Consider the following 22,051-nt stretch of genomic DNA (forward strand, 5'->3'; position numbering starts at 1 on the left):
TTTTCCGTGTCTCGTTGACACGCGGTCTCCGTATGGTGTGCCTTTCCATACACAGGAACCCCCGCCTGAAGGTGAGGCACTCATGAGGAAATGGCTCGCGCGCCTGGCAGCGCTGGGCGTGGCGGTGTTAATCGCAGGTCAAGGCACAACGGCGGCCCTCGCGCAGGATCCGTCGGCGGGGAAGAAGATCCTGAAGGTCGGCGCGACGCAGGCCATGGACTCCATGAACCCGTTCCTCGCGGTCCGCCTGGTCTCGACCTCGATCCACCGCTGGATGTACGGCTACCTCACGGTGCCCGACTCCAAGACCCTCCAGCCGAGCCCCGACCTGGCCGAGTCGTGGACGACCTCGCCCGACGGGCTCACCTGGACGTTCAAGATCCGCCAGGCGAAGTGGTCCGACGGCCAGCCGATCACGGCCGACGACGCCGCCTGGACGTTCAACAAGATGATGACCGACGAGGCCGCCAAGACGGCGAACGGCCCCGCGGTCGAGAACTTCGAGAGCGTCACGGCCAACGGCCAGGACCTCGTCATCAAGCTCAAGGCGCCGCAGGCGTCCATGCTGGAGAACCCGGTCCCGATCATGCCCAAGCACGTCTGGGAATCGGTGACCGACATGGCGAACTACGACGCCGAGAAGTACCCGTCGGTGAGCAGCGGCCCGTACATCGCGGTCGAGCACAAGAAGGACCAGTACGTCAAGCTGCAGGCCAACCCCAACTACTGGCGGGGCAAGCCGAAGATCGACGAGCTGCAGGTCATCTTCTACGACAACCCGCAGGCCGCCATCGCCGGCCTGAAGAAGGGCGACATCGACCTCATCGGCCGGCTCAGCCCGCCCGAGTTCGAGGCGATCCAGAACGACCCGAACATCGAGGCCTGGAACACCCAGGGCCGCCGGGCCGCGTACCTGCAGATCAACCACGGCGCCACCACCAACGACGGCAAGCCGCTCGGCGACGGGCACCCGGCGCTGAAGGACCTCAAGGTCCGCCAGGCCCTGCACTACGCCATCGACAAGCAGAAGCTCGTCGACGAGGTCCAGAACGGCCTGGCCAAGCCCGCCGACGGCTCGATCGTGCCGCCGCTGTACAAGGACTGGTTCTGGGAGGCCACCGGCGAGGAGAAGGTCACCTACGACCCGGCCAAGGCCAACCAGATCCTCGACGACGCCGGCTACAAGAAGGGCGCCGACGGCGTCCGCACGATGCCCGACGGCAAGCGCAAGCTGGAGTTCCGCTTCAGCATCCACACCGACACCCCGATCGAGGACAAGCTCGCGGAGTACCTGACCGGCTTCTTCAAGGAGATCGGCATCACGCTGACCACCAAGAAGCTCGACTCCAGCAAGTTCACCGAGGAGACCGGCGTCACCGGCCTGTTCGACATCGCGATCAGCGGCTGGTCGGTCAACCCCGACCCCGAGGAGGTGCTGGCCACCCACCTGTGCAGCAGGCGGCCGGCCCCCAACGGCGAGGGCGGCGGCACCGAGTCGTTCTTCTGCGACGACACCTTCGAGAAGCTCTACCAGGAGCAGCTCAAGGAGCTCGACCGGCCCAAGCGCGTCGAGCTGATCAAGCAGATGCAGGAGCGGCTCTACACGCAGGCGCCGATCATCGCGATCTACTACACCAACGACCTCGAGGGCTACCGCAAGGACAAGATCACCAGCATCACCCCGATCCCCGAGGACAAGGGCCTGCTCTACGGCGGCAGCGGCTACTGGCCGTTCTACACCGTGGACGTCAAGGCCACGTCGGCGGCGAGCGCGGGCGGCGGCGGCGGCTCGAACACCGGGCTCATCGCCGGGATCGTCGGTGTCGTGGTGGTCCTCGGCCTCGGCGCCTTCTTCCTGACCAGGCGGCGCAAGAGCACCGCAGACGAGCGCGAATGACCACACCTCTGGAGTCAGCGGAGCCCGCCGTCCAGGCGGCGGGCCCCGCTGACGACCGCCCCGCCCGCCACGGCACGCTGCGCTACGCGGCGTCCAAGGCCGGCGGGGCGCTGTTCAGCATCGCCATGGTGATCGTCGGGACGTTCTTCGTCTTCCGCCTGCTTCCCGGCGATCCCGTACGCAACCTCGCGCAGGGCCGCAACATGACGCCCGCGCAGCTCGACCTGGAACGTCACCGGCTGGGCCTGGACAAGCCGCTGATCGACCAGTTCCTCGACTTCGTCGGCAAGACCCTGCGGCTCGACCTCGGCACCTCCTACGAGTACAAGCGGCCGGTGCTCGACCTCATCGGCGAGCGCCTCGGCCCGACCCTGCTGCTGACCGGCACCGGCCTCGCCATCGCGGTCAGCCTCGGCATCTGGCAGGGCACCCGGGCCGGCTGGCGGCACGGCACCCGCTTCGACCGCTTCTCCACCGGGGCGTCGCTGGTGCTGTGGTCGGTGCCCACGTTCTGGCTCGGGTTGCTGCTCATGATGGTCCTCGGCGTCGGCATCGGGCCGATCCCCGGGCTGTTCCCCTTCCGCGGCATCGAGAGCGTGGACGCGCCGGACGGGTTCGCGTACGTGCTGGACGTGGCCTCCCACATGGTGCTGCCCTGCCTGACCCTGGTCGCCGTCGTCTACGCCCAGTACCTGCTGGTCATGCGCTCCTCGCTGCTGGAGGAGGTCAGCCAGGACTACATCACCGTGGCCCGCGCCAAGGGGCTGCGGGACGACGAGGTGCGGCGGCGGCACGCGGTGCCGAACGCGCTGCTGCCGACGGTGACGCTGGTGTTCATGCGGATCGGGTTCGTCGTGGGCGGCGCGGTCACGGTGGAGACGATCTACACCTGGCCCGGGCTCGGGCAACTGTTCTACGAGGCGGTGCGGGTGCCCGACTTCACGCTCATGCAGGGCACGTTCCTGCTGATCACGGTGGCCGTGATCGTCATGAACACGCTGGCCGACGTGGTCTACCACTTCCTGGACCCGCGGGTGAGGTCGGCATGACCAGCCTCGCCGCCACGCGCCGGCGCCTCGCGCTGAGCCGCTTCTGGGCCGAGTTCCGCACCCACAAGGCCGGGCTGGCCGGGGCGGTCGTCCTGCTGGTCGCCGTGGTCCTCGCGCTCGCCGCCCCGCTGTTCATCAGCGAGGACGTGACCAGCGTCGTCCAGGGCACCGGGCAGAAGTGGGCGGCGCCCAGCCTCGCCGAGCCGTTCGGCACCGACGAGTCGGGCCGCTCGATCCTGCTCATGGTGTGGTGGGGCTCGCGCACGTCGCTGCTCATCGGCTTCCTCGCCGCGCTGCTCAGCGTCGTGATCGGACTGGTGGTCGGCGTCGCGGCCGGGCACTTCCGCGGCTGGGCCGGCGGCGTGCTCATGCGGGTGACCGACTGGTTCCTGGTGCTGCCGTCGCTGGTGACGGCGCTGGTGCTGGCGGCCATCCTGGGCGGCAGCACGTTCACGATCATCATGGCGATCGGGATCACCACCTGGCCCTCGACGGCCCGCCTCATCAGGGCGCAGACCCTCGCGGTGGAGGCCCGGCCCTACATCGAGCGGTCGAAGGCGCTCGGCGCGGGGCACTGGCACGTCACCACCCGGCACGTCCTGCCCAACGTGGCGCCGCTGCTGCTGGCCAGCACCACGCTGGAGGTCGCCAGCGCCATCGTGACCGAGTCCACGCTCGCCTTCCTCGGCGCCAGCGCCAACAAGACGTCGTGGGGCACGATGCTGCGCGGCTCCTACGACTACGGCGCCGCCACCAACGCGGCCTGGTGGTACATCTTCATCCCCGGCCTCGCCATCCTCACCGTGGTCATGGCGTTCACGCTGGTCGGCCGGGCGCTGGAGGCCGTGCTCAACCCGCAGCTCAGGAGGGCCGCATGAGCCTCTTGGAACTCGACGACGTGTCCGTGACGTACCGCATCGCGGCGGGCGAGGTGCCCGCCGTGCGCGGCGTGTCGCTGACCCTCGGCTCCGGAGCGGCACTCGGAGTCGCCGGCGAGTCGGGATCCGGCAAGTCGACGCTGGCCATGGCGCTGCTCCGGCTCCTGCCCCGGGACGCGCGCGTCGGCGGCCGGATCCTGCTCGACGGCGAGGACGTCGCCGCCATGAAGTGGGGCCGCCTGCGCGCGGTCCGCTGGGCGGAGGCGTCGATCATCTTCCAGGGCGCCCAGCACGGGCTCAACCCGGTGCGCAGGATCGGCGACCAGATCGCCGAGCCGCTGCTCACGCACAACCTGGCCAGACCGGAGGGCGCCCGCAAGCGGGTGACCGAGCTGCTGGAGCAGGTCGGGCTGCCGGCCTGGCGGGCGCGCAGCTACCCGCACGAGCTGTCGGGCGGGCAGCGGCAGCGCGTGATGATCGCGATGGCGCTGGCCTGCTCGCCCCGCCTGATCATCGCCGACGAGCCGACCACCGCGCTCGACGTGATGGTCCAGGCGCAGGTCCTGACGCTGATCAAGGAGCTGGTGGCCGAGCACGGCATCTCGCTGATCATGATCTCGCACGACCTGTCGGTGCTCGCCGACGTCTGCGACCAGCTCGCCGTCATGTACGCCGGCCGCGTCGTCGAGCACGGCCCCTCCGCGCAGGTCTTCCACGACCCGAAGCACCCCTACAGCAGGGCGCTGGCGGCGGCGTTCCCGACCGTGGGCGACCCGGCCTCGCGCATGGCCCCGAAGGGGCTCGGCGGCGACCCGCCCGACCCCATGCAGCTCCCGACCGGCTGCGCCTTCCACCCGCGCTGCCCGGTCGCGCTGGCGGAGTGCCCCACCCTGGACGTGGAGCTCTGGCCGGCCGGCCCCGGCCGCAGCGCGGCCTGCGTGCACGTACGGGCGAAGGAGGAGGCTCGATGACCGAGACGCAGACCCCCGCCGAGTCGGTCGCGACCTCGCGGCCCACCCTGCTGGAGGCCCGCGACCTGCACGTGGAGTTCAGCTCCCGGGGCCGCAGGGCGCGCGCCGTGGACGGCGTCAACCTGGCGATCGGCAAGGGCGAGATCGTCGCGCTGGTCGGCGAGTCGGGCTGCGGCAAGACCACGCTCGCCCGCACCCTGCTCGGCCTGGAACGCCCCTCCTCGGGCGAGGTCCGCTTCGACGGGGCCGCGCTCGACTACCGCTCGCGGGCGCTCAAGGCGTACCGGCGGCAGGTGCAGCTCGTCCTCCAGGACCCGATGGGCTCGCTCAACCCCCGGCACACCGTGTACGAGGCCGTCGCCGAGGGCCCGCGCATCCACGGCCTGGCCGACGAGCGGGACGTCGTGGCCACGGCCCTGTCCCGGGCCGGGCTCCGCCCGCCGGACCGCTTCTTCCTGCGCTACCCGCACGAGCTGTCGGGCGGGCAGCGGCAGCGCGTGGTGATCGCGGGCGCGCTCGCGCTGGACCCGAAGGTGCTGATCGCCGACGAGCCGGTGGCCTCCCTGGACGCGTCGGTGCGCGGCGAGATCCTGGCGCTGCTGCTCCGGCTGCGCGACGAGCTGGGCCTGTCGGCGCTGGTCGTCACGCACGACCTCGGGCTGGCGTGGAACATCGCCGACCGGGTGGCGGTCATGTACCTCGGCAGGATCGTCGAGTCGGGGCCGGTGGAGCAGGTGCTGACCGCGCCGCGGCACCCGTACACGCAGGCGCTGCTGTCGGTGCTGCCGGAGTCGCCCGAGCGGGTGGTGCTGACCGGCGAGCCGCCGGACCCGACCCGCATCCCGGGCGGCTGCCGCTTTCACGCCCGCTGCCAGGTGCTCGCCTCCGGGCGGGCGGCCGAGGCCGGGGTGGACGGCCGGTGCCGGGGCGAGCTGCTGTCCGTGCTGCCCGCGCGGCCCGAGGCGCAGGCGGCCTGCTACTACGCGGACGCGGTGAGCTAGCCGAGGTCGGCGTCGTGCACCAGGATGGCCGCCTGGACCCGGTTGGCCAGGCCCAGCTTGGCCAGCACCCGGCTCACGTGCGCTTTCACCGTGGCCTCGGTCAGCCGCAGCTCGCGGCCGATCTCGGCGTTGGACAGGCCGCGGGCGAGGGCCCTGATCACGTCCTCCTCGCGGCCGGTGAGCGCGGCCAGACGGCGGCGGGCGGTCTCGGCGCGGGACGGCGCGCGGTCGGCGTAGGAGGCGATCAGCCGCCTGGTGACCGACGGCGACAGCATGGCCTGGCCGGCCGCGACCGTGCGGACGGCGGCGGCCAGCTCCCTCGGAGGCGTGTCCTTGAGCAGGAACCCGACCGCGCCGAGGCGCAGCGCCTCGTGGACGTACGCGTCGAGGTCGAACGTGGTCAGCATGACCAGCTTGGGCGCGCCGGGCGCGGCCAGCAGGCGGGCGGCGGCGGTCAGGCCGTCGACGCCCGGCATGCGCACGTCCATGAGCACGACCTCGGGGCGCAGCCGGGCCGCCGCCGCGACCGCCTCCGCGCCGTCGCGAGCCTCGCCGACCACGGCGATGTCGCCCGCCGCCTCCAGGATCAGCCGCAGCCCCGAGCGCACCAGCTCCTCGTCGTCGGCCACCAGGACCCGGATCACGCGGGGATCCTCGCCGCCACGAGGAAGCCGCCGCCGTCCTCGGCGCAGGTGCGGAGCGTGCCGCCGAGCAGCTCCACCCGTTCGCGCAGGCCCACCAGCCCCCAGCCCGCGCCGGGCAGCCCCGCGGGGGCGGCGGGCGGCGGCCCGTTGCGCACCTCGACCTCCAGCGCCTCGGGGCGGTAGCGGACGCGCACGTCGGTGCGGGCGTCCGCGGCGTGCTTGTGGACGTTGGTGAGCGCCTCCTGCACCACCCGGTACGCGGTCCGTCCCACGGCCGGCTCCACCGCCCGCGCCTCGCCCTCGTCGCGCCGGACGACCTCGATGCCGAGCGCCCGCGACTGGTCGAGCAGCCGGTCGAGGTCGCCGAGCGTCGGCAGCGGGGCGGAGACGGCCGCGGCGGGCTCGGGGGAGCGCAGGACGCCGAGGACGTCGCGCAGGTCCGCCAGCGCCTCCCGGCCGATCCCGCCGATCAGCGCGGCGGCTCGCGCGGCCGCCTCGTCGGCCGTGCGCACCTCCAGCGCCCCGGCGTGCAGCACGATCAGCGACACCCGGTGGGCGACCACGTCGTGCATCTCCCTGGCGATCCTGGCGCGTTCCTGCGCCCTCGCCTGCTCGGCCCGCATGACCTGCTCGCGTTCGGCGCGCCGGCGCACCTCGTGCCTGGCCCGCGTCCACAGGCCGAGCGCGAACGGCAGCCCGATCACGGCCACCGCCAGGAACAGCGCGTTGCCGGGGGTGGCGGCCAGCATCTCCTGCGGGCCGGCGCGCCACGCGCCGACCAGCGCGGACGCCCCGCACACGGCGGCGCAGCCCCCCAGGTACGCGGCCGAGTCCCGGCCTTTCGCCAGGTCGCGGCCGGCGAAGTAGGAGGCGGCCAGCAGCGGCGGCCACAGCAGGAACCAGACGTAGGCGGCGGCCCCGAGGGCGGCGAGCGGCCACCAGGAGCGCCGCGCCCACCACGCGGCCGCCCCGGCCGCCGCGGCGACCGCGACCGCCGCCGGCAGCGGCAACCCCGACGGCGCCCCCGCCTGCCCCTGGAGGACGGGCAGCGAGAGCGCCGAAACCGCCGCGCCGAGCAGAACGAACCGCATGCCACCAGCGTAAGGGCCGGTCCGGCGCCGGCTTTACGACGAAAGTAGCGGTCCCGCCCGACGATCGGCGCTCCCGCCCGCGCGGCCCCCGCCGCCAGCCTGGAACGCATGCTGAAGACGCTGATCGCCCTGTCCCTCGTGGCCACGCCCCCGCAGGCGGACCTCGCGCTGCCCGCCCCCACCGGTCCGTTCCCCGTGGGCGCCGCCGCCCTGCACCTGGTGGACGCGGACCGCCCCGACCCCTGGAACCCGGCGGCGGACGAGCGCGAGCTGCTGGTCACCCTCTGGTACCCGGCCCGCGCGGACAACGGGAGACGGGCCCCCTACCTCACCCCGCAGGAGTCGGCCGCCGTCCTCGCGCCGTACCAGGACGTGCCTCCCGACGCGCTGACCCGCGTCAGGACCCACGCCGGGCAGGACGCGCCGGTCCGCGCGGGCCGGCTGCCGCTGGTCGTCCTGTCGCCCGGCTTCAGCTTCCCCCGCGCCACCCTGACCTCTCTCGGCGAGGACCTGGCCAGCCGGGGCTACCTGGTGGCCGCCGTCGAGCACACCTACGAGTCGGCCGCCACCACGTTCCCCGACGGCCGCACCACCACGTGCCTGGCCTGCGTGCCGGGCCAGGACGGCGCGAAGGTCGCCGCGAGCAGGGTCGCCGACGTGCGCTTCGTCCTGGACGAGCTGACGGCGGGCCCCTGGGGCCGCTCGATCGACGGCTCGCGGATCGCCATGGCCGGCCACTCGATGGGCGGCAACAGCGCGGCCCTCGCCCTGGCGAAGGACCGGCGCATCAAGGCGGGGGCGAACCTGGACGGCACCTTCGACCCGCTGGTCAGGCGGCTCGACCGGCCGTTCCTGCTGGTCGGCGCGCCGAAGTCGCACGCGTGGAACGGCACCGACGACTCGTGGAAGAAGTCCTGGGCCGGGATGAAGGGCCAGAAGAAGTGGATCACGGTCACCGGGACCGACCACAGCGCCTTCGTGGATCACGCCGTGCTCCGCCCCCAGGTCGGCCTGCCGGCCCAGGAGCTCGACGGCGAGCGGGCGCTGCGCATCACCCGCGACCACCTGGCCGCCTTCCTCGACCTGCACCTGCGCGGGAGGAAGACGCCGGTCGCGCACTACCCCGAGGTCGTGGCTCAGCCGTCGAGGTAGTCCTTGAGCGTGATGGCGTTGGCCGCGCGGTGGATCGGCCCGGCGACGCGCTCGATCATGCGGTCGCGGCCCGGCAGGTGGGGGAGCAGCCGGATCATCCGGAGCTGGAACCACAGGGCGAGCCGCGACGGGACCACCATGCCCTTGAGGTTGGGCTCCGCGAGCGCCTGGTTGGCCTCGGCGAACGCGCGCAGCTCCCGCTCGTAGCCCTCCGGCCCGCGGCCCGCGGCCAGCTCGCCGGCCAGCACGTACGCCCCCACGATCGCCAGGCTCGTGCCCTGCCCCGAGGCGGGGGAGGCGCAGTAGGCCGCGTCGCCGAGCAGCACGGCCCGCCCCCGCGACCAGCGGTCCATGCGGATCTGGCAGATCGCGTCGAAGTAGAAGTCGTCGGCCTTGCGCATGTCGTCCAGCAGGCGCGGCACCTGCCAGCCCATCCCGGACATGGCCTCGGCCACCAGCTCCTTCTGCCGCTCGACGTCGCGGTGGCCGGTGGCGAGCGGCGGGGCGGACCAGATGAACGCGGCCTTGGCCACGCCGTGGTCCTGGCGGGTGCTGTAGACGTTCGCGGTGCGGCCGGGGGCGGCGTGCACGGCCTCCTCGCGGTCCAGGCCGAGCGGGTCGGGCACCGAGCAGATCGAGATGTAGTGGCCGAGGTGGCGCAGGTAGCGCCGCTCCTCGCCGAAGGCCAGCCGGCGGACGTTGGAGTGCACGCCGTCGGCCCCGATCACCAGGTCGAACCGGCGGGGGCGGGAGCGCTCGAAGGTCACCGTGCCGTCGTCGGCGATGGCGGTGATCGAGTCGTCGAAGACGTACTCGACCTCGTCGCGGGTCAGCCCGTACAGCAGCTCGTTGAGGTCGCCGCGCATGATCTCGGCGTCGTCGCCGGTGCGGCCGCCGAACAGGTCGGCGTCCATGGTCGCGACCGGCCGGCCGGCGGCGTCGTAGTGGGTGGCGACGCGCATGCCGGTGCCGCGGGCGCGGACCGCGTCCATGAGCCCCATGCGCTCGACGACGCGCAGCGCCGCGCCGCGGATGTCCACCTTGTAGCCGCCCTGGCGGACGGCGGGGGCCCGCTCCACCACGGTGACCGTGAAGCCGTGCCTGCGCAGCCAGTAGGCCGCGGAGGTGCCGGCGATGCTCGCGCCGGAGATCAGGATGTCCGTCATGCCGAGAACGGTACAACTGTCTAAGACGCTTGTCTAGGACGAATGTGCTACCGTTCCCGGCATGGGAAACAGGGAGGACCTGCTGGCCGGCGCGAAGCAGTGCCTGATCGACAAGGGCTACACGCGCACCACGGCACGCGACATCGCCCGCGCGTCCGGCGTGAGCCTCGCCGCGATCGGCTACCACTTCAAGTCGAAGGAGACGCTGCTCAACGAGGCGTTGTTCGAGGTCATGCGCGAGTGGGGCGAGGAGCTGGCGGCGACGCTGCCGGCCGGGATCGAGCCCGGGGCGGCCCGGCTGGACCGCTTCGCGGCCGTGTGGGACCGGGTGCTGGAGTCGTTCGAGCGGCTGCGCCCGCTCTGGGTGACGCAGCTCGAACTGCTGGGGCAGGTCGAGCACCTGCCGGAGGTGCGCGCGCAGCTCGCCGCGGCGAGCGTGGAGGCGCAGGCGGGGCTCGCCGAGCTGTTCGGCGGCGGCGAGCCGGGGGCCGATCCCGAGCGGGAACGGCTGACCGGGGCGCTCTACCAGGCGCTGCTGACGGGGTTCCTCGCGCAGTGGCTGCTCGACCCCGGGCGCGCGCTGTCGGGCCGCGAGGTGGCCGCGGCCCTGCGCATGGTGACCGCCTGACGGGCGCTCGTCCTGAGCGCCCGAAAGGCTCAGAAGCTCAGAGGCTCAGAAGGCGCTGATCGTGGCCGGGGCGCGCTCGGCGCGGCTCAGCGTGCGGATGACCGCCGTCGGGCCGTGCCGGTGCACCGCGAGGCGGGCCAGCAGCTCCACCACCGGCCCGATGACCTGCTCGGGCAGCGCGGGCGTCTCGATGCCGACGCTCGCCGCCAGGTCGTCGGCGTGCACCACCAGCTCGACCAGGCGGGTGAGCAGGAAGTCGTCGAGGGTGAGCGCCCAGCCGGACGCCTTGACGAAGACGACCCGGCCGGCGGGCTCGGCGGGCAGCGCCGCCGTCTGCGCGCCGAGCAGCTCCCGGGCCCGCTCCACCAGGGCGGCCGGGCCGTCGGCGGCGGCGGCCTCGCCCCCGCGCCGGATGCCGACGTTGATCTCGTGGTCGAGGCCCGCCTCCACCCACGGCGAGCGCGAGTAGTGCTCCAGCAGCGTGATCGGCCGGTGGCCCGTGCCGTCGGAGCCGAGCACGTCGCGGACCCGGACGAGCTGGTGGGCCAGATGCCCCGCCAGCCCCGCGACGCTGAACTCGGTGAGCGCGCTCGGCTTGTCCCAGGCCGCGGCCACGGCCGGCGCGCCGAGCAACGACACCGCCGACGTCGCGGCGATCAGATACGACTGCCTGATCTCCCCCATGTGCCGCCCTTCCCGTGTCTCAGGTCGTGACCCGGGCCAAGACTATCCCTCCCACGATCAGCGCGAGCGCGGCCATCCGCCCGGCCGAGACGGGGTCGCCGTTGAGCACGATGCCCAGCGTGATCGCGCCGACCGCGCCGATGCCGGTGAAGACGGCGTACGCGGTGCCGACCGGCAGCGTGTTCATGGCCCGCGACAGCAGCCACACGGCGGCGGCCATGAGCATGAGGGAGACCAGCGTGGGCAGCGGGCGGGTGAAGTTCTGCGTCGGCTTGATGCTCTGCGACCAGGCCACCTCGACCAGCCCGGCCAGCACCAGGATCAGCCAGTTCACCGCGCCGCCGCCTCCTTCCGCACCGCCTCCGCGGCCGCCGCCACGGACTCCTCGTGCTGCTCGCGCAGGTGCGCGAGGGCCGGGTCGAGCCGGGCGTTGACCAGCTCGGCGTGGATGAAGGTGACGTCCTCGACCCGGAAGTGGCCGCGCAGGAAGTCGCGCAGGTAGCGCTCCTCGTGGTCGTACGGCTCGCGCGGCGTGCCCGGCCCGTACGCGCCGCCCCTGGCCCCGGTCACCACGAACGAGCGGCCCGCCAGCGACATCCTGGGGAAGGTGATCTGGTCGAGCCACGCCTTCAGCGCCGACGGGATCGAGTAGTTGTACATCGGCGTGCCGATCAGGATGACGTCGGCGGCCACGACCTCGGCGAGCAGCGGCTCCACGATCGCCCACGCGGCCCGCTGCGCGGGCGTCCGGACGGCTTCCGGGTAGCGGGCGAGGTCGGTGATCTCGTGCTCCAGGACGTGGTCGCACAGCTCCGTCCACGCCTCGCCGATGTGCGGCACGGGATGGGCGGCGAGGTCGCGGTAGGCGTACCCGGCTCCGGGGTGGGCCGCGCGCCAGGTGTCGGCGTACAGGGCCGACAGGCGGCGCGAGAAGGAGTTGCGGCGCGCGCTGGCGTCCAGGTGCAACAACATGACGGGTTCTCCTCAGCTATGTGGACACCGTGTCCGCTTACTATAAGCGGACGTCGTGTCCACATACAATGGGCGCATGGAAAGAGCCGACGCCGCCCGCAACCGCGCGCGGATCCTGGAGGCGGCCGCCGCGCTGTTCGCCGAGCGCCCGCCGCAGGACGTGACGATGGACGACATCGCCAGGAAGGCCGGAGTGGGCCGGGGCACGCTCTACCGCCGCTACCCCGACCGCGCCTCGATCGCCGTCGCGCTGCTCGACGAGCACGAGCGCGAGCTCCAGGAACGGCTGCTGCGCGGCGACCCCCCGCTCGGCCCCGGCGCGCCCCCCGCCGACCGGCTGGCCGCCTTCTACGCCGCCATGGTGCGCCTGCTGGAGGACCACGCCCACCTGGTGCTCGGCACGGAGGTGGGCCGCTCGCGCTTCGCGACCGGCGCGTACGGCTTCTGGCGCGCCCACGTGCGCGCGCTGCTGGTGGCGGCCGGCACCCCCGGCCCCGACGCGCTGGTGGAGGTGCTGCTCGCGCCCCTCGCCCCCGAGGTGTACGGCTACCAGCGCACCACGCTCGGCCTCACCCCGGACCAGATCGCCGCCGCGCTGGCCCGGCTGACCGCCGTGCTCAGGTGAGGATCTTGCGGATCGCCGACCGGATGAACGCGCGGGCCAGCTTGGCCCGCCGGAACCGGCTCAGCCCGGGCCGCGGCGTGCCGTACCGGCGGGCCCGCACGTCGGCCACCACGATCTCGGGCGCGCCCAGCCCGGGCAGCAGGTCCAGCGCCTCCCGCTTGCTGATCAGCCGCCCGTCGGCGAGCGTGACCGCGGCCCGCGCGACCGTCACCGTGCCGAGGTCGACCCAGACGTCGCGCAGCCAGCGCCGCCGCCCGCGCGTCATGACCAGCCAGAAGTCCCGCAGGTCGGCCCGGACGAACTCGGCCAGCTCCGCGTCGGAGACCGGCGGCAGCAGCTCGGCGGGCGGCGGGCCGTACAGGTGGAGTGCCTTGGTGTGCAGCTCGCGCCGGGTGACGGGGGTGACCGGGCGGCGGAAGATGCGCTCGTGCGCCCACGTCACGTGCTCGGCCGCGAGGTCCGCCAGCTCCTGCCGGGCCAGGTACGAGCAGTGCAGCTTGTCGGCCAGCGGCAGATCGATCGCCCGGTGCGCGGCCTTGAGCCGCCGCCACTGCTCCATCGTCACCGGCTCGGCCACGACGGCGATGAGGTCGAGGTCGCTGCGGCCCGGCTGGTAGTCGTCCGTCGCCAGCGACCCGTGGGCCCATAACGCGACGAGGGGGACGGTGGGCTCCACGGTCTCCAGGAAATGCCTGAGCAGGCGGTCGGTCGCTGCGTGCATGATGGCCACTATGATCGATCCTCGCCTGACTGGGAAGGTCGCGTTGATCACCGGCGCCAATCACGGCATCGGGGCCGCGACCGCGACGGCGCTGGCGGCCCAGGGCGCCGCGGTCTTCCTGACGTACAAGAGGCTCCGGCCGCTGAAGCATCCGGCCTATCCCGAAGCCTACGACCTGGCCCGCGCCGGCGACGCGAGCGACGTGGTGGCGCGCATCCGCGAGGCGGGCGGCCGGGCCGAGGCCGCGGAGGCCGACCTCGCCGACCCGGCGGCGCCCGGCACGCTGTTCGACCTGGCGGAGAAGGCGTTCGGGCCGGTCGAGATCCTGGTCAACAACGCCAGCGGCTGGCTCAGCGACACCTTCGCGCCGCGCGGGGAGGACGGCTTCGGCCGCCCGCTGCGGCCGGTGGACGCCGAGACGTTCGAGCGGCAGTTCGCGGTGGACGTGCGCGCGTCCGCGCTGCTCATCGCCGAGTTCGCCCGCCGGCACGTCGGACGGGGCGCGAGCTGGGGCCGCGTCATCGGGCTGACCTCGGAGGGGCCGCACGGCTTCCCCAGCGAGGTGAGCTACGGCGCGGCCAAGTCTGCCCAGGAGAGCTACACCATGTCGGCCGCGCACGAGCTGGGCCCGTACGGCGTCACGGCCAACATGGTGCACCCGCCGATCACCGACACCGGCTGGGTCAACGACGAGGTGGCGAAGCTGGCCCGCGAGCACGGCCCGCTGCGCGCCGTCGGGCAGCCGGAGGAGGTGGCCGAGGTCATCACCTACCTGGCCTCCCACCAGGCCCGGCGGGTGACCGCCCAGGTGATCAGGATGTACTGAACAGGGCGCTGACCGACTCGCCGTCGTGGATCCTGCGCATGGCCTCGGCCAGGGCGGGCGCGATCGACAACACGGTCAGCTTGTCGCTCGGCTTGGGCGGCGGCACGGTGTTCGTGCAGACGATCTCCGCCACCTCGGGCAGCGCGCTCAGCCGCTCCACCGCCCCGCCGGAGAACAGCCCGTGCGTGCACGCCACGCGCACCGAGCGCACGCCCAGGTCGCGCAGCCGGTCGAGCAGCTCGATGACGGTGCTGCCCTTGGCGATCTCGTCGTCCAGGATGATCACGTCCTTGCCGGTCACCTCGCCGATCACCGAGCTGATCACCACTCGGTCGTCGCTGAAGCGCTGCTTGGCCCCCATGGCGACGCCGGTGCCGAGCAGCCGGGCGAAGTGCGCGGCCTCCTTGGCGTTGCCGAGGTCGGGGGAGACGACGACCGTGTTCGACAGGTCGTAGCGGCGGAAGTGCGCGGCCAGCTCGCGCAGCGCGTGCAGGTGGTCGACCGGCACGCTGAAGAAGCCGTGGACCTGCGGCGAGTGCAGCGTCATCGCCAGGAAGCGGCTCGCGCCGGCCGCCACCATCAGGTCGGCGACGAGCCGCGCGCCGATCGAGATGCGCGGCTGGTCCTTCTTGTCGGAGCGGGCGTAGGCGTAGTGCGGCAGCACCACCGTGGTGCGGGCCGCCGACGCGCCGCGCGCCGCGTCCAGCATCAGCAGCAGCTCGACCAGGTGCTCCTGCACGGGCGGCACCAGCGGCTGGATGAGGAAGACGTCACGCTCGCGGCAGTTCGCCTGGAGCTGCACCTCCAGTACGTCGTTGGCGAACCGGCTGACCTGCACCGGGTGCAGGGGCGTGCCCAGGTGGGCACAGATCTCTTCGGCCAGTTCGGGATGGGCACTGCCACTGAAGACCGTGATGTCTCGCACGATTCCGTAAGCATAGCCACCGACCGTCCGAAATCACGAGATCAGGTCGGGCGTGAGCGCGCCGAGGTCCGGCAGCACCCGCCAGGCGAGGGCCAGCGCGTCCGGCGCGGGCGGGTAGCGTGGGTGCGGCACCGCGATCACCCGCATCCCGGCGGCGTGCGCGGAACGCAGCCCGTTGCTGGAGTCCTCGACCGCGACGCAGCCGCGCGGGTCCACCTGCATGCGCCGCGCCGCCTCCAGGTAGCCGTCGGGCGCGGGCTTGCCGCGTTCGACCTCCTCGGTGGACACGGTGGCCGCGAAGCACCCCTCCAGCCCGGCCGCCTCCAGCACCACGTCGATCAGCCGGCGCGGGGACGAGCTGGCCAGCCCCAGCGTGAGCCGCCCGGCCAGCTTCCGCACGGTCTCCACGGCGCCCGGCATCAGCGGCACCTCGTCGCGGTAGCGCGCGGCCATCCGCTCGACCACCCCGCGCGCGATCTCGTCCGGCTCCAGGCGCACGCCCAGCTCGTGCAGGTACGCGGCCCACTCGCCGGTGCTCATGCCCATGAGCCGCGACTGGGTGTCGGGCCGCCACGTGCCGCCGTGCCCGGCCACGAACGCCCGCCGCACCTCCTCCCACACCGGCTCGGAGTCGACCAGCACGCCGTCGAGATCGAACACACAGGCTTCCATGGTCGATCAGCTAATCACACGGCTCCAGCGGCGGCCGGTGTCGCCCCAGGATGTCCTTAATTGCCCGAGATTCATGCTTCTCGGGAAGTTTGTTGAGCTAGCCGGGACGGAGTACCGGGCAGGCGCAGAGTCATGGCAGACCTTCCATTTCACGACAGGGGCGACTTCGACGACGCGGATCGCGGCTTCGTCGCCAAGCTCAGCCCCGGCGTGATCAAGACCGCCGACGGCAGGGTCGTCTGGGACATCGACGCCTACGACTTCCTCCAGGACGAATGCCCCGACACCGCCCATCCGAGCCTGTGGCGGCAGGCCCAGCTCCGCGCCCGGCACGGTCTGTACGAGGTCACCGCCGGCGTCTACCAGGTCCGCGGCCTGGACCTGGCCAACCTGACGCTGATCGAGGGCGACAGGGGCGTCGTCGTCGTCGACCCGCTCGGCTCGGTCGAGTGCGCCGCCGCCGCGCTCAGGCTCTACCGGGCCCACCGCGGCGAGCGCCCCGTCACCGGCGTCGTCTACACCCACCCCCACGCCGACCACTTCGGCGGCGTGCGCGGCGTCGTCCAGGACGAGGTCCCGATCCTCGCCCCGGCCGGATTCCTGGAGCGGGCGGTGGCGGACAGCCTGTACGCCGGCCCGGCCAGGGCCCGCCGCGCCGTCTACATGCACGGCCCCGCCCTGCCCCGCTCCCCGGAGGGCCAGATCTGCTCCGGCCTCGGCCTGGCCGCCGCCTCCGGCACCCGTTCGCTGCTCCCGCCGACGCTTGAGGTCGCGAGCACCGGCCAGGAGGAGACGATCGACGGCGTCCGCCTGCTCTTCCAGCTCAGCGCCGGCGGGCTGGCGTTCCTGCTGCCCGACCGGCGCGCGCTCGGCCTGCCCGAGCACGCCGCCCACGGCCGGCACGCGGTGCTGTCGCTGCGCGGCTCGCCGGTGCGCGACCCCCGCGCCTGGGCGCGCGGCCTCGACCGGACGCTCGCCCTGCTCGCCCCGCACGCCGACGTCGCCTTCGCCGCCCACCACTGGCCCACCTGGGGCGGCGACGGCATCGCCCGCTTCCTGTCCCGGCAGCGCGACCTGTACGCCTACCTGCACGACCAGACCGTGCGCCTGATCAACAAGGGCCTGACCGCCGCCGAGATCGCCGCGGCCGTCCGCCTGCCGCCCGAGCTGGAGCAGACCTGGCACGCCCACGGCTACCACGGCTCGACCGGCCACGACGTCAAGGCGATCTACCAGCGGTACCTCGGCTGGTTCGATGGCAACCCGGCCCACCTCTGGGAGCACCCGCCGCGGGAGAGCGCCGTCCGCTACGTCGAGTGCCTGGGCGGCGGCGCGGCCGTGGTCGCCTTCGCCCGCCGCTACCTCGACGAGAACGACCTGCGCTTCGCCGCCCAGCTCCTCAACCACGCGGTCTTCGCCGACGAGGGCAACAAGGAGGCCCGCGACCTGCTCGCCGAGGTCTACACCCGGCTCGGCCACGGCGCCGAGAACGCCGCCTGGCGCAACTTCTACCTGACGGGCGCGCTGGAGCTGGCCGACGGCATCGTCCCGGCCACGCCGGAGCGGGCCGTGCCGGACGTGCTGGGCGCGCTGAGCGTGGCGCAGATCTTCGACACGCTCGCCGTGCGGGTGGACGGGCCGCGCGCCTGGCACGAGCGCCTGTCCATCGACTGGCACCTGACGGACCTCGGCGAGCGCCACCGTACGACGCTCTCCAACGGCGCGCTCATCCACCAGCCGGACCCGCCCGCCGCCGAGCCGCCCGACCTGACGCTGCGGCTGACCAAGGCGCAGCTCGTGGAGCTGATGGCGGGCAAGGGCGTGGAGGGCGTGGAGCGGGAGGGCGACACGGCGGCGCTGAAACGCCTGGTGGGGGTGCTGGACCACCCGATCCCGGACTTCGCGATCGTCACGGCCTGAACCCGTTCCGGAAACGGGGCGTGCTCAGGGGTGCGGGCGGGCGGCCTGCTCGTCGAGGAGACGGCCGGCCTGCTCGCCGAGCGCCCGCGCGGCCTCGGCGCGCATCGCCTGGCAGGCCAGCGCCAGCAGCGTGACCACGGCCGCCGCCAGCCCCGGGCCGGCCACGAGCGGCATCGTCAGCTCGCCCGCGTGCCAGGCCGCCGCGAGGACCGCCACCGCCGTCACCGTGCCCACCCCGAACATGGCCAGCCAGAGCGGCAACATCCGCACGTACGCGAACAGCAGCGGGAACACCGGCCACACGAACGGCGCGGCGGCCACGGCGAGCGCCAGCCAGAGCGCCGTCACCGCCGCCAGCCACACCTGCCCGGCCACCGGCCGGTCCTCGACCGAGGGCCCGGCCGCGTACACGATCCCGAGCAGCACACCCGCGGCGGCCACCCCCACCTGATCCTCGTGGAGCACGGTGACCACGGCGATCGCCAGCAGCCCGAAGGCCGTGAGGTGCACCGCCCACCCGAGCAGCCGCAACGGTATGTCCATCATCAATCACCAACGGTAACCGCCCGGCGGCCGGAAGGCGACGACCGCGGGCGGATCAGGCGCGCGTCCGCCGCGCGGTGGCGAGGAAGTACAGCGCCCCGGCCAGCACCAGCGCGATCACCACCCCGATGTTCGCCGCCCCGAACGTGGACGTCTTCAGCTCCTCGCTCATCAGGAACCCGACGACCTTGGCGATGTTCTCGTCCGCCGAGGTGATGAGCCCCATCCCGACGACCGACGCCACCACGAGCGACCCCACCCCCGCCCAGTTGACGGCCGGCCCGCCGGCCCGCAGCAGCCCCTCGTCGTAGCCGTGGCCGCCGTCCCGCAGCCGCCACATGTCCACCAGGAAGATCGCCACCCAGGCCGCCATGACGACCCCGACGATCGCCAGGAACGCCTGGAAGGTGCCGAAGAAGCTGTCGCTGACGAACAGCAGGTAGTAGCCGCCGAGCACCATGAGCAGCCCGTCCACGAGCACCGCGTAGTGCCGCCGCAGCGGCACCCCGAGCGCCAGCATGGACAGCCCGGACGAGTAGATGTCCATGATCGCGCCCGCCAGGAACCCGCCGATCGCGGTCAGCAGGTACGGCAGCAGGAACCACGTCGGCAACGCCCCCGCCAACGCCGCCACCGGGTCGCCGCCCGCCGCCTCGGCCAGCTTCGGGTCCCCGCCCGTCAGCAGCACGCCGAACACCAGCAGCACCGCCGGCGGCAGCGCCCCGCCGAGCGTCGTCCACAGGGCCACCGCCCGCCCGGAGGAGCGCGCGGGCAGGTAACGCGAGTAGTCCGCGCCGCAGTTGACCCAGCCCAGGCCGAGCAGGGTCATCGCGAAGATGATCCCGCCGATCCACTCGCCGGGCCCGGAGGCGTCCCGCGCCGACGCCCCGAGCTGGGGCAGCATGAGCGCCATGTAGACGACGGTCAGCACGACGAACACGTACGTCAGGTAGCGCTGCACCACCATGATCAGCGCGTGCCCGTACACGCCGACCGCGATCACCACCAGCGCCGCGACGGCGAAGCAGAGGGCGGTGGCGGTCGTGCGGGGCAGGCCGGGCGCGAGCCGGCCGAGGATGGCCGCCCCGCTCTGCGCCGACAGCGTGACCAGCACGATCTCCCAGCCGACGTTCGAGACGTACGAGAGGGCGGCGGGCAGCTTGTTGCCCTGGTAGCCGAACGGCGCCCGGCCGAGCGTCATCGTCGGCACGCCGGACCGGCTGCCGCCGATCGCGACCAGGCCCACCAGCAGGAACGACAGCGCGTACCCGGCGGCCCCGGTGACGATCGCGGGCACCACGCCGAGGCCGAGCCCGACGATGTAGACGCCGAAGGCGACCCCGAACAGCGACAGGTTGGAGCCGGCCCACGGCCAGAAGAGGTCCCTCGGCCGGCCGTGCCGCTCGGCCTCCGGGACCGCGTTGATGCCGTTCTGCTCGACGGCCATCGTGTCCATGATCGGGACGTTACCTCCCGTTCGTACCGAAACCCATCGCGTGGGGATATCGGGATCGTTACGGCGACGAAATCCTGGTTAGGGAAGGACGATATTCGCCGGGAGGGGTTGCCGCTCATGGAGGCGTCGGGGATCGACACGCGCAGGCGCGCGCTGGGCGTGTGCCTGGTGGCCGCGTTCATGACCGGGCTCGACGTCAGCATCGTCAACGTGGCGCTGCCGTCCATCCGCGAGGGCCTCCAGGCGAGCGAGGACGGCCTGCAGTGGACGCTGTCCGGCTACGCGCTCACGTTCGGCCTGCTGCTGGTCCCCGCCGGGCGGCTCGGCGACGCCCGGAGCCGGCGGACGTTGTTCCTGTGGGGCGTGGTGCTGTTCACGCTGTCCAGCGCCGCCTGCGGCTTCGCCTGGAGCATGAACGTGCTCATCGTGGCGCGGCTCGTCCAGGGCATGGCGGCCGGCCTGCTGAACCCGCAGGTGTCGGGGCTGATCCAGCAGATGTTCCGCGGCTACGAGCGGGGCCGCGCCTTCGGCGCGCTCGGCGCCACGATCGGCGTCTCCACCGCCGCCGGGCCGCTGATCGGCGGGGCCCTGGTGACCGCGTTCGGGCCGGAGCTGGGCTGGCGCTGGGTCTTCCTGGTCAACCTGCCGATCGGCCTGGCCCTGGTGCCGCTCGCGCACCGCCTGCTGCCGGCCAGGACCACCTCCGACGGCGAGGCCGGCCGGCGGCACGAGAGCATGGACCCGGTCGGCGTGCTGCTGCTCGGCCTCGGCGTGGCCTGCCTCCTGCTGCCCTTCATCCAGCAGCACCAGTGGCACGGCCAGGCGAAGTGGCTGCTCGTCCCGCTCGCCCTGCTCGTCCTGGCCGGCTTCGTCGCCTGGGAACGCGCCTACCGCCGTGAGCCCCTGGTCGACCTGTCCCTGTTCCGCAAGCGTTCCTACAGCCTCGGCTCGGCCATCGCCCTGTTCTACTTCGCGGGCTTCACCGACATCTTCTTCGCCTTCACCCTCTACCTGCAGAGCGGCCTCGGCTACAGCCCCCTGATGGCGGGCCTGTCGATCACCCCGTTCGCGCTGGGCTCGGCCTCGGCGTCGGTGGTCGGCGGGCGGCTGGTGTCGAAGGCGGGCCGCCGGCTGGTCACCGCCGGGCTCGTCACCGTGATCGCCGGGCTGGCCGCCACGATGGCCGCCACCCTGCTCGTGCCCGGCCACCACGTCGGCCTGGCCACCGCCCTGCCGCTGCTCGTCGCCGGCGTGGGCAGCGGCCTGGTCATCTCTCCGAACCAGGCGATCACCCTGTCCGAGGTGCCGCCCGAGGGCGGCGGCAGCGCGGCCGGGGTCCTGCAGACCGGTCAGCGGCTCGGCTCGTCCATCGGCATCGCGGCGGCCGGCTCGGTCTTCTTCGGCTCGCTGCCGCAGGGCTGGCCGACCGCGTTCCGGCACGGCCTGTTCGTGGTCCTCGCCTGCGTCTGCGTCGCCCTGCTCGCCGCGCTGCTCGACCTCGCCCGCACCCGCCGCGCCTGACCCCGCGTCCGCCGCGCCCGCCCTGAACGCTCAGAACTCGCATCCGCCCGGGTCGAGCAGGTCGTCGTCGTCGAACTCCGGGGGCGGAGGCGGCGGCGCCGGCCGCCACGAGCCGCGGTCCAGCCCCGCGCCCGTGGGCCCGGAGACCCGCACGGTGAGCCCGTGACCGCCGCGGGGACCGGCTTCCAGCGACACCTCGATGTCCCGCAACGCCCTGTCCTCCTGCTCTCGCCACCTGTCGTCCGATCCGAATGATGGACGGCCCGGATGCACGGAGCGTGGCGAAACGCCCCTCATGGCACCTCGCTTACCGAATCTCGATCCCCTGTAGGGGCGGCGCGGGACCCGTAGACTCCGGTCGTGGACCTGCGGCAGCTCACCGACGCGATCGAGGCCGTCTCCAGCCGGTACGCCGCCTCGCTCGGCGTCGAGCGGGACGACGTCTGGCACCTGCTGAAGCTCCAGGAGGAGGTGGGCGAGCTCACCCAGGCGTTCCTGACGCGCACCGGCCGCGCCAGGACCAGGGGCCGCACGCCCGACGAGATCGAGTCGGACTTCCGGTCGGAGCTGGCCGACGTCCTCTGCCACGTGCTGCTGCTCGCCCACCACCACGGGGTGGACCTGCAGGCGGAGGTCGACCGCAAATGGCTGAGACGCTGAAAAACGGGTGGCGCGGCGGTGCCGGGCGGCAGTTCACTGGGCCCGTCCC

24 protein-coding genes are annotated in these 22,051 nt (G+C 73.1%); 12 read left to right on the top strand and 12 right to left on the bottom strand.

The features are described from left to right. The first annotated feature begins 82 nt into the window (after positions 1–82). Genes MF672_RS13815 through MF672_RS13835 form a run of 5 tightly spaced genes read left to right on the top strand, consistent with a single transcriptional unit; the run spans position 83 to position 5,796 of the window. Entirely contained in the window at positions 83–1,897 is a 1,815-nt protein-coding gene (locus MF672_RS13815) for an ABC transporter substrate-binding protein (RefSeq protein ID WP_242374295.1), read from the top strand. Beyond that, a complete protein-coding gene (locus MF672_RS13820) occupies positions 1,894–2,946 on the top strand; it encodes an ABC transporter permease (RefSeq protein ID WP_242374296.1) in 1,053 nt (350 codons plus the stop codon). Before MF672_RS13815 ends, MF672_RS13820 begins: the two co-directional genes overlap by 4 nt. Then, a complete protein-coding gene (locus tag MF672_RS13825) occupies positions 2,943–3,824 on the top strand; it encodes an ABC transporter permease (RefSeq protein WP_242374297.1) in 882 nt (293 codons plus the stop codon). Before MF672_RS13820 ends, MF672_RS13825 begins: the two co-directional genes overlap by 4 nt. Continuing rightward, positions 3,821–4,795 carry an ABC transporter ATP-binding protein gene (locus MF672_RS13830; RefSeq protein ID WP_242374298.1) on the top strand — a complete coding sequence of 325 codons (975 nt, stop codon included), beginning with the start codon at positions 3,821–3,823 and terminating at the stop codon, positions 4,793–4,795. The genes MF672_RS13825 and MF672_RS13830 overlap by 4 nt, the downstream gene beginning before the upstream one ends. After that, the gene (locus MF672_RS13835) at positions 4,792–5,796 is read left to right on the top strand and encodes an ABC transporter ATP-binding protein (RefSeq protein ID WP_242374299.1); all 1,005 of its coding nucleotides are present in this window, start codon (positions 4,792–4,794) and stop codon (positions 5,794–5,796) included. Before MF672_RS13830 ends, MF672_RS13835 begins: the two co-directional genes overlap by 4 nt. Here the strand turns inward: MF672_RS13835 and MF672_RS13840 are convergent. Both MF672_RS13840 and MF672_RS13845 read right to left on the bottom strand, forming a co-directional pair. Next, the gene (locus MF672_RS13840) at positions 5,793–6,440 is read right to left on the bottom strand and encodes a response regulator (protein ID WP_242374300.1); all 648 of its coding nucleotides are present in this window, start codon (positions 6,438–6,440) and stop codon (positions 5,793–5,795) included. The genes MF672_RS13835 and MF672_RS13840 overlap by 4 nt on opposite strands. Then, positions 6,437–7,531 (bottom strand): sensor histidine kinase, encoded by a 1,095-nt coding sequence (locus MF672_RS13845; RefSeq protein WP_242374301.1) that lies wholly within the window; start codon positions 7,529–7,531, stop codon positions 6,437–6,439. Before MF672_RS13845 ends, MF672_RS13840 begins: the two co-directional genes overlap by 4 nt. 108 nt (positions 7,532–7,639) lie before the next feature. Here MF672_RS13845 and MF672_RS13850 point away from each other — a divergent pair, with 108 nt between their 5' ends. Beyond that, positions 7,640–8,683 carry an alpha/beta hydrolase family protein gene (locus MF672_RS13850; protein WP_242374302.1) on the top strand — a complete coding sequence of 348 codons (1,044 nt, stop codon included), beginning with the start codon at positions 7,640–7,642 and terminating at the stop codon, positions 8,681–8,683. On the opposite strand, the gene MF672_RS13855 is transcribed toward MF672_RS13850, so the two are convergent. Further along, entirely contained in the window at positions 8,668–9,849 is a 1,182-nt protein-coding gene (locus MF672_RS13855; RefSeq protein WP_242374303.1) for an FAD-dependent monooxygenase, read from the bottom strand. The genes MF672_RS13850 and MF672_RS13855 overlap by 16 nt on opposite strands. A 61-nt stretch (positions 9,850–9,910) precedes the next feature. Here MF672_RS13855 and MF672_RS13860 point away from each other — a divergent pair, with 61 nt between their 5' ends. Continuing rightward, the gene (locus MF672_RS13860) at positions 9,911–10,477 is read left to right on the top strand and encodes a TetR/AcrR family transcriptional regulator (protein ID WP_242374304.1); all 567 of its coding nucleotides are present in this window, start codon (positions 9,911–9,913) and stop codon (positions 10,475–10,477) included. Between the two features lie 45 nt (positions 10,478–10,522). On the opposite strand, the gene MF672_RS13865 is transcribed toward MF672_RS13860, so the two are convergent. From MF672_RS13865 to MF672_RS13875, 3 genes are read right to left on the bottom strand one after another with little or no spacing between them, the layout of a single operon-like run. Next, positions 10,523–11,161, bottom strand: a complete 639-nt coding sequence (locus MF672_RS13865) for a maleylpyruvate isomerase N-terminal domain-containing protein (protein ID WP_242374305.1) — start codon at positions 11,159–11,161, stop codon at positions 10,523–10,525. A 19-nt stretch (positions 11,162–11,180) separates the two neighbouring features. Further along, positions 11,181–11,495 (bottom strand): DMT family transporter, encoded by a 315-nt coding sequence (locus tag MF672_RS13870; protein ID WP_242374306.1) that lies wholly within the window; start codon positions 11,493–11,495, stop codon positions 11,181–11,183. Next, complete coding sequence (locus MF672_RS13875; RefSeq protein WP_242374307.1) at positions 11,492–12,133, bottom strand: FMN-dependent NADH-azoreductase; 642 nt, start codon at positions 12,131–12,133, stop codon at positions 11,492–11,494. Before MF672_RS13875 ends, MF672_RS13870 begins: the two co-directional genes overlap by 4 nt. 76 nt (positions 12,134–12,209) lie before the next feature. On the opposite strand from MF672_RS13875, the gene MF672_RS13880 reads away from it, so the two are divergent. Beyond that, positions 12,210–12,758, top strand: coding sequence for a TetR/AcrR family transcriptional regulator (locus MF672_RS13880; RefSeq protein ID WP_242374308.1), 549 nt, complete (start codon positions 12,210–12,212; stop codon positions 12,756–12,758). On the opposite strand, the gene MF672_RS13885 is transcribed toward MF672_RS13880, so the two are convergent. Next, positions 12,751–13,479: a nucleotidyltransferase domain-containing protein gene (locus tag MF672_RS13885; protein ID WP_242374309.1), complete on the bottom strand. Its 729-nt coding sequence runs from the start codon at positions 13,477–13,479 to the stop codon at positions 12,751–12,753. The two genes, MF672_RS13880 and MF672_RS13885, sit on opposite strands and share 8 nt — an antisense overlap. A 10-nt stretch (positions 13,480–13,489) precedes the next feature. Between MF672_RS13885 and MF672_RS13890 the strand changes: the two genes are divergently transcribed. Further along, positions 13,490–14,305 carry an SDR family NAD(P)-dependent oxidoreductase gene (locus tag MF672_RS13890; RefSeq protein ID WP_242374310.1) on the top strand — a complete coding sequence of 272 codons (816 nt, stop codon included), beginning with the start codon at positions 13,490–13,492 and terminating at the stop codon, positions 14,303–14,305. Here MF672_RS13890 and MF672_RS13895 read toward each other — a convergent pair. Both MF672_RS13895 and MF672_RS13900 read right to left on the bottom strand, forming a co-directional pair. Next, complete coding sequence (locus MF672_RS13895; RefSeq protein ID WP_242374311.1) at positions 14,292–15,230, bottom strand: ribose-phosphate diphosphokinase; 939 nt, start codon at positions 15,228–15,230, stop codon at positions 14,292–14,294. The two genes, MF672_RS13890 and MF672_RS13895, sit on opposite strands and share 14 nt — an antisense overlap. 33 nt (positions 15,231–15,263) lie before the next feature. Beyond that, positions 15,264–15,890: an HAD family hydrolase gene (locus MF672_RS13900; RefSeq protein ID WP_242374312.1), complete on the bottom strand. Its 627-nt coding sequence runs from the start codon at positions 15,888–15,890 to the stop codon at positions 15,264–15,266. A gap of 144 nt (positions 15,891–16,034) precedes the next feature. Between MF672_RS13900 and MF672_RS13905 the strand changes: the two genes are divergently transcribed. Beyond that, on the top strand, positions 16,035–17,822 hold the full coding sequence (locus tag MF672_RS13905) for an alkyl/aryl-sulfatase (protein WP_242374313.1): 1,788 nt from the start codon (positions 16,035–16,037) through the stop codon (positions 17,820–17,822). A gap of 24 nt (positions 17,823–17,846) precedes the next feature. Here MF672_RS13905 and MF672_RS13910 read toward each other — a convergent pair whose 3' ends face one another. Both MF672_RS13910 and MF672_RS13915 read right to left on the bottom strand, forming a co-directional pair. Next, the gene (locus MF672_RS13910) at positions 17,847–18,368 is read right to left on the bottom strand and encodes a hypothetical protein (RefSeq protein ID WP_242374314.1); all 522 of its coding nucleotides are present in this window, start codon (positions 18,366–18,368) and stop codon (positions 17,847–17,849) included. A gap of 52 nt (positions 18,369–18,420) precedes the next feature. Then, the gene (locus tag MF672_RS13915; protein ID WP_242374315.1) at positions 18,421–19,821 is read right to left on the bottom strand and encodes a purine-cytosine permease family protein; all 1,401 of its coding nucleotides are present in this window, start codon (positions 19,819–19,821) and stop codon (positions 18,421–18,423) included. A gap of 117 nt (positions 19,822–19,938) precedes the next feature. On the opposite strand from MF672_RS13915, the gene MF672_RS13920 reads away from it, so the two are divergent. Continuing rightward, positions 19,939–21,342: an MFS transporter gene (locus tag MF672_RS13920; protein WP_242374316.1), complete on the top strand. Its 1,404-nt coding sequence runs from the start codon at positions 19,939–19,941 to the stop codon at positions 21,340–21,342. Between the two features lie 30 nt (positions 21,343–21,372). Here MF672_RS13920 and MF672_RS13925 read toward each other — a convergent pair whose 3' ends face one another. Beyond that, positions 21,373–21,552 (bottom strand): hypothetical protein, encoded by a 180-nt coding sequence (locus tag MF672_RS13925; protein ID WP_242374317.1) that lies wholly within the window; start codon positions 21,550–21,552, stop codon positions 21,373–21,375. Between the two features lie 150 nt (positions 21,553–21,702). Here MF672_RS13925 and MF672_RS13930 point away from each other — a divergent pair, with 150 nt between their 5' ends. Beyond that, positions 21,703–22,002, top strand: coding sequence for a pyrophosphohydrolase domain-containing protein (locus MF672_RS13930; protein ID WP_242374318.1), 300 nt, complete (start codon positions 21,703–21,705; stop codon positions 22,000–22,002). Positions 22,003–22,051 lie beyond the last annotated feature (49 nt).

It is taken from the genome of Actinomadura luzonensis, from assembly GCF_022664455.2.
Classification (GTDB): domain Bacteria; phylum Actinomycetota; class Actinomycetes; order Streptosporangiales; family Streptosporangiaceae; genus Nonomuraea; species Nonomuraea luzonensis.

What these genes read in the sequence shown, in the direction of transcription:
- MF672_RS13880 (WP_242374308.1), top strand. Translation starts at nt 12,210, where the DNA reads ATGGAAAGAGCCGACGCCGCCCGCAACCGCGCGCGGATCCTGGAGGCG.
- MF672_RS13860 (WP_242374304.1), top strand. Translation starts at nt 9,911, where the DNA reads ATGGGAAACAGGGAGGACCTGCTGGCCGGCGCGAAGCAGTGCCTGATC.
- MF672_RS13890 (WP_242374310.1), top strand. Translation starts at nt 13,490, where the DNA reads ATGATCGATCCTCGCCTGACTGGGAAGGTCGCGTTGATCACCGGCGCC.
- MF672_RS13855 (WP_242374303.1), bottom strand. Translation starts at nt 9,849, where the DNA reads ATGACGGACATCCTGATCTCCGGCGCGAGCATCGCCGGCACCTCCGCG.
- MF672_RS13920 (WP_242374316.1), top strand. Translation starts at nt 19,939, where the DNA reads ATGGAGGCGTCGGGGATCGACACGCGCAGGCGCGCGCTGGGCGTGTGC.
- MF672_RS13835 (WP_242374299.1), top strand. Translation starts at nt 4,792, where the DNA reads ATGACCGAGACGCAGACCCCCGCCGAGTCGGTCGCGACCTCGCGGCCC.
- MF672_RS13825 (WP_242374297.1), top strand. Translation starts at nt 2,943, where the DNA reads ATGACCAGCCTCGCCGCCACGCGCCGGCGCCTCGCGCTGAGCCGCTTC.
- MF672_RS13845 (WP_242374301.1), bottom strand. Translation starts at nt 7,531, where the DNA reads ATGCGGTTCGTTCTGCTCGGCGCGGCGGTTTCGGCGCTCTCGCTGCCC.
- MF672_RS13830 (WP_242374298.1), top strand. Translation starts at nt 3,821, where the DNA reads ATGAGCCTCTTGGAACTCGACGACGTGTCCGTGACGTACCGCATCGCG.
- MF672_RS13820 (WP_242374296.1), top strand. Translation starts at nt 1,894, where the DNA reads ATGACCACACCTCTGGAGTCAGCGGAGCCCGCCGTCCAGGCGGCGGGC.
- MF672_RS13850 (WP_242374302.1), top strand. Translation starts at nt 7,640, where the DNA reads ATGCTGAAGACGCTGATCGCCCTGTCCCTCGTGGCCACGCCCCCGCAG.
- MF672_RS13905 (WP_242374313.1), top strand. Translation starts at nt 16,035, where the DNA reads ATGGCAGACCTTCCATTTCACGACAGGGGCGACTTCGACGACGCGGAT.
- MF672_RS13865 (WP_242374305.1), bottom strand. Translation starts at nt 11,161, where the DNA reads ATGGGGGAGATCAGGCAGTCGTATCTGATCGCCGCGACGTCGGCGGTG.
- MF672_RS13885 (WP_242374309.1), bottom strand. Translation starts at nt 13,479, where the DNA reads ATGCACGCAGCGACCGACCGCCTGCTCAGGCATTTCCTGGAGACCGTG.
- MF672_RS13815 (WP_242374295.1), top strand. Translation starts at nt 83, where the DNA reads ATGAGGAAATGGCTCGCGCGCCTGGCAGCGCTGGGCGTGGCGGTGTTA.
- MF672_RS13875 (WP_242374307.1), bottom strand. Translation starts at nt 12,133, where the DNA reads ATGTTGTTGCACCTGGACGCCAGCGCGCGCCGCAACTCCTTCTCGCGC.
- MF672_RS13910 (WP_242374314.1), bottom strand. Translation starts at nt 18,368, where the DNA reads ATGATGGACATACCGTTGCGGCTGCTCGGGTGGGCGGTGCACCTCACG.
- MF672_RS13915 (WP_242374315.1), bottom strand. Translation starts at nt 19,821, where the DNA reads ATGGACACGATGGCCGTCGAGCAGAACGGCATCAACGCGGTCCCGGAG.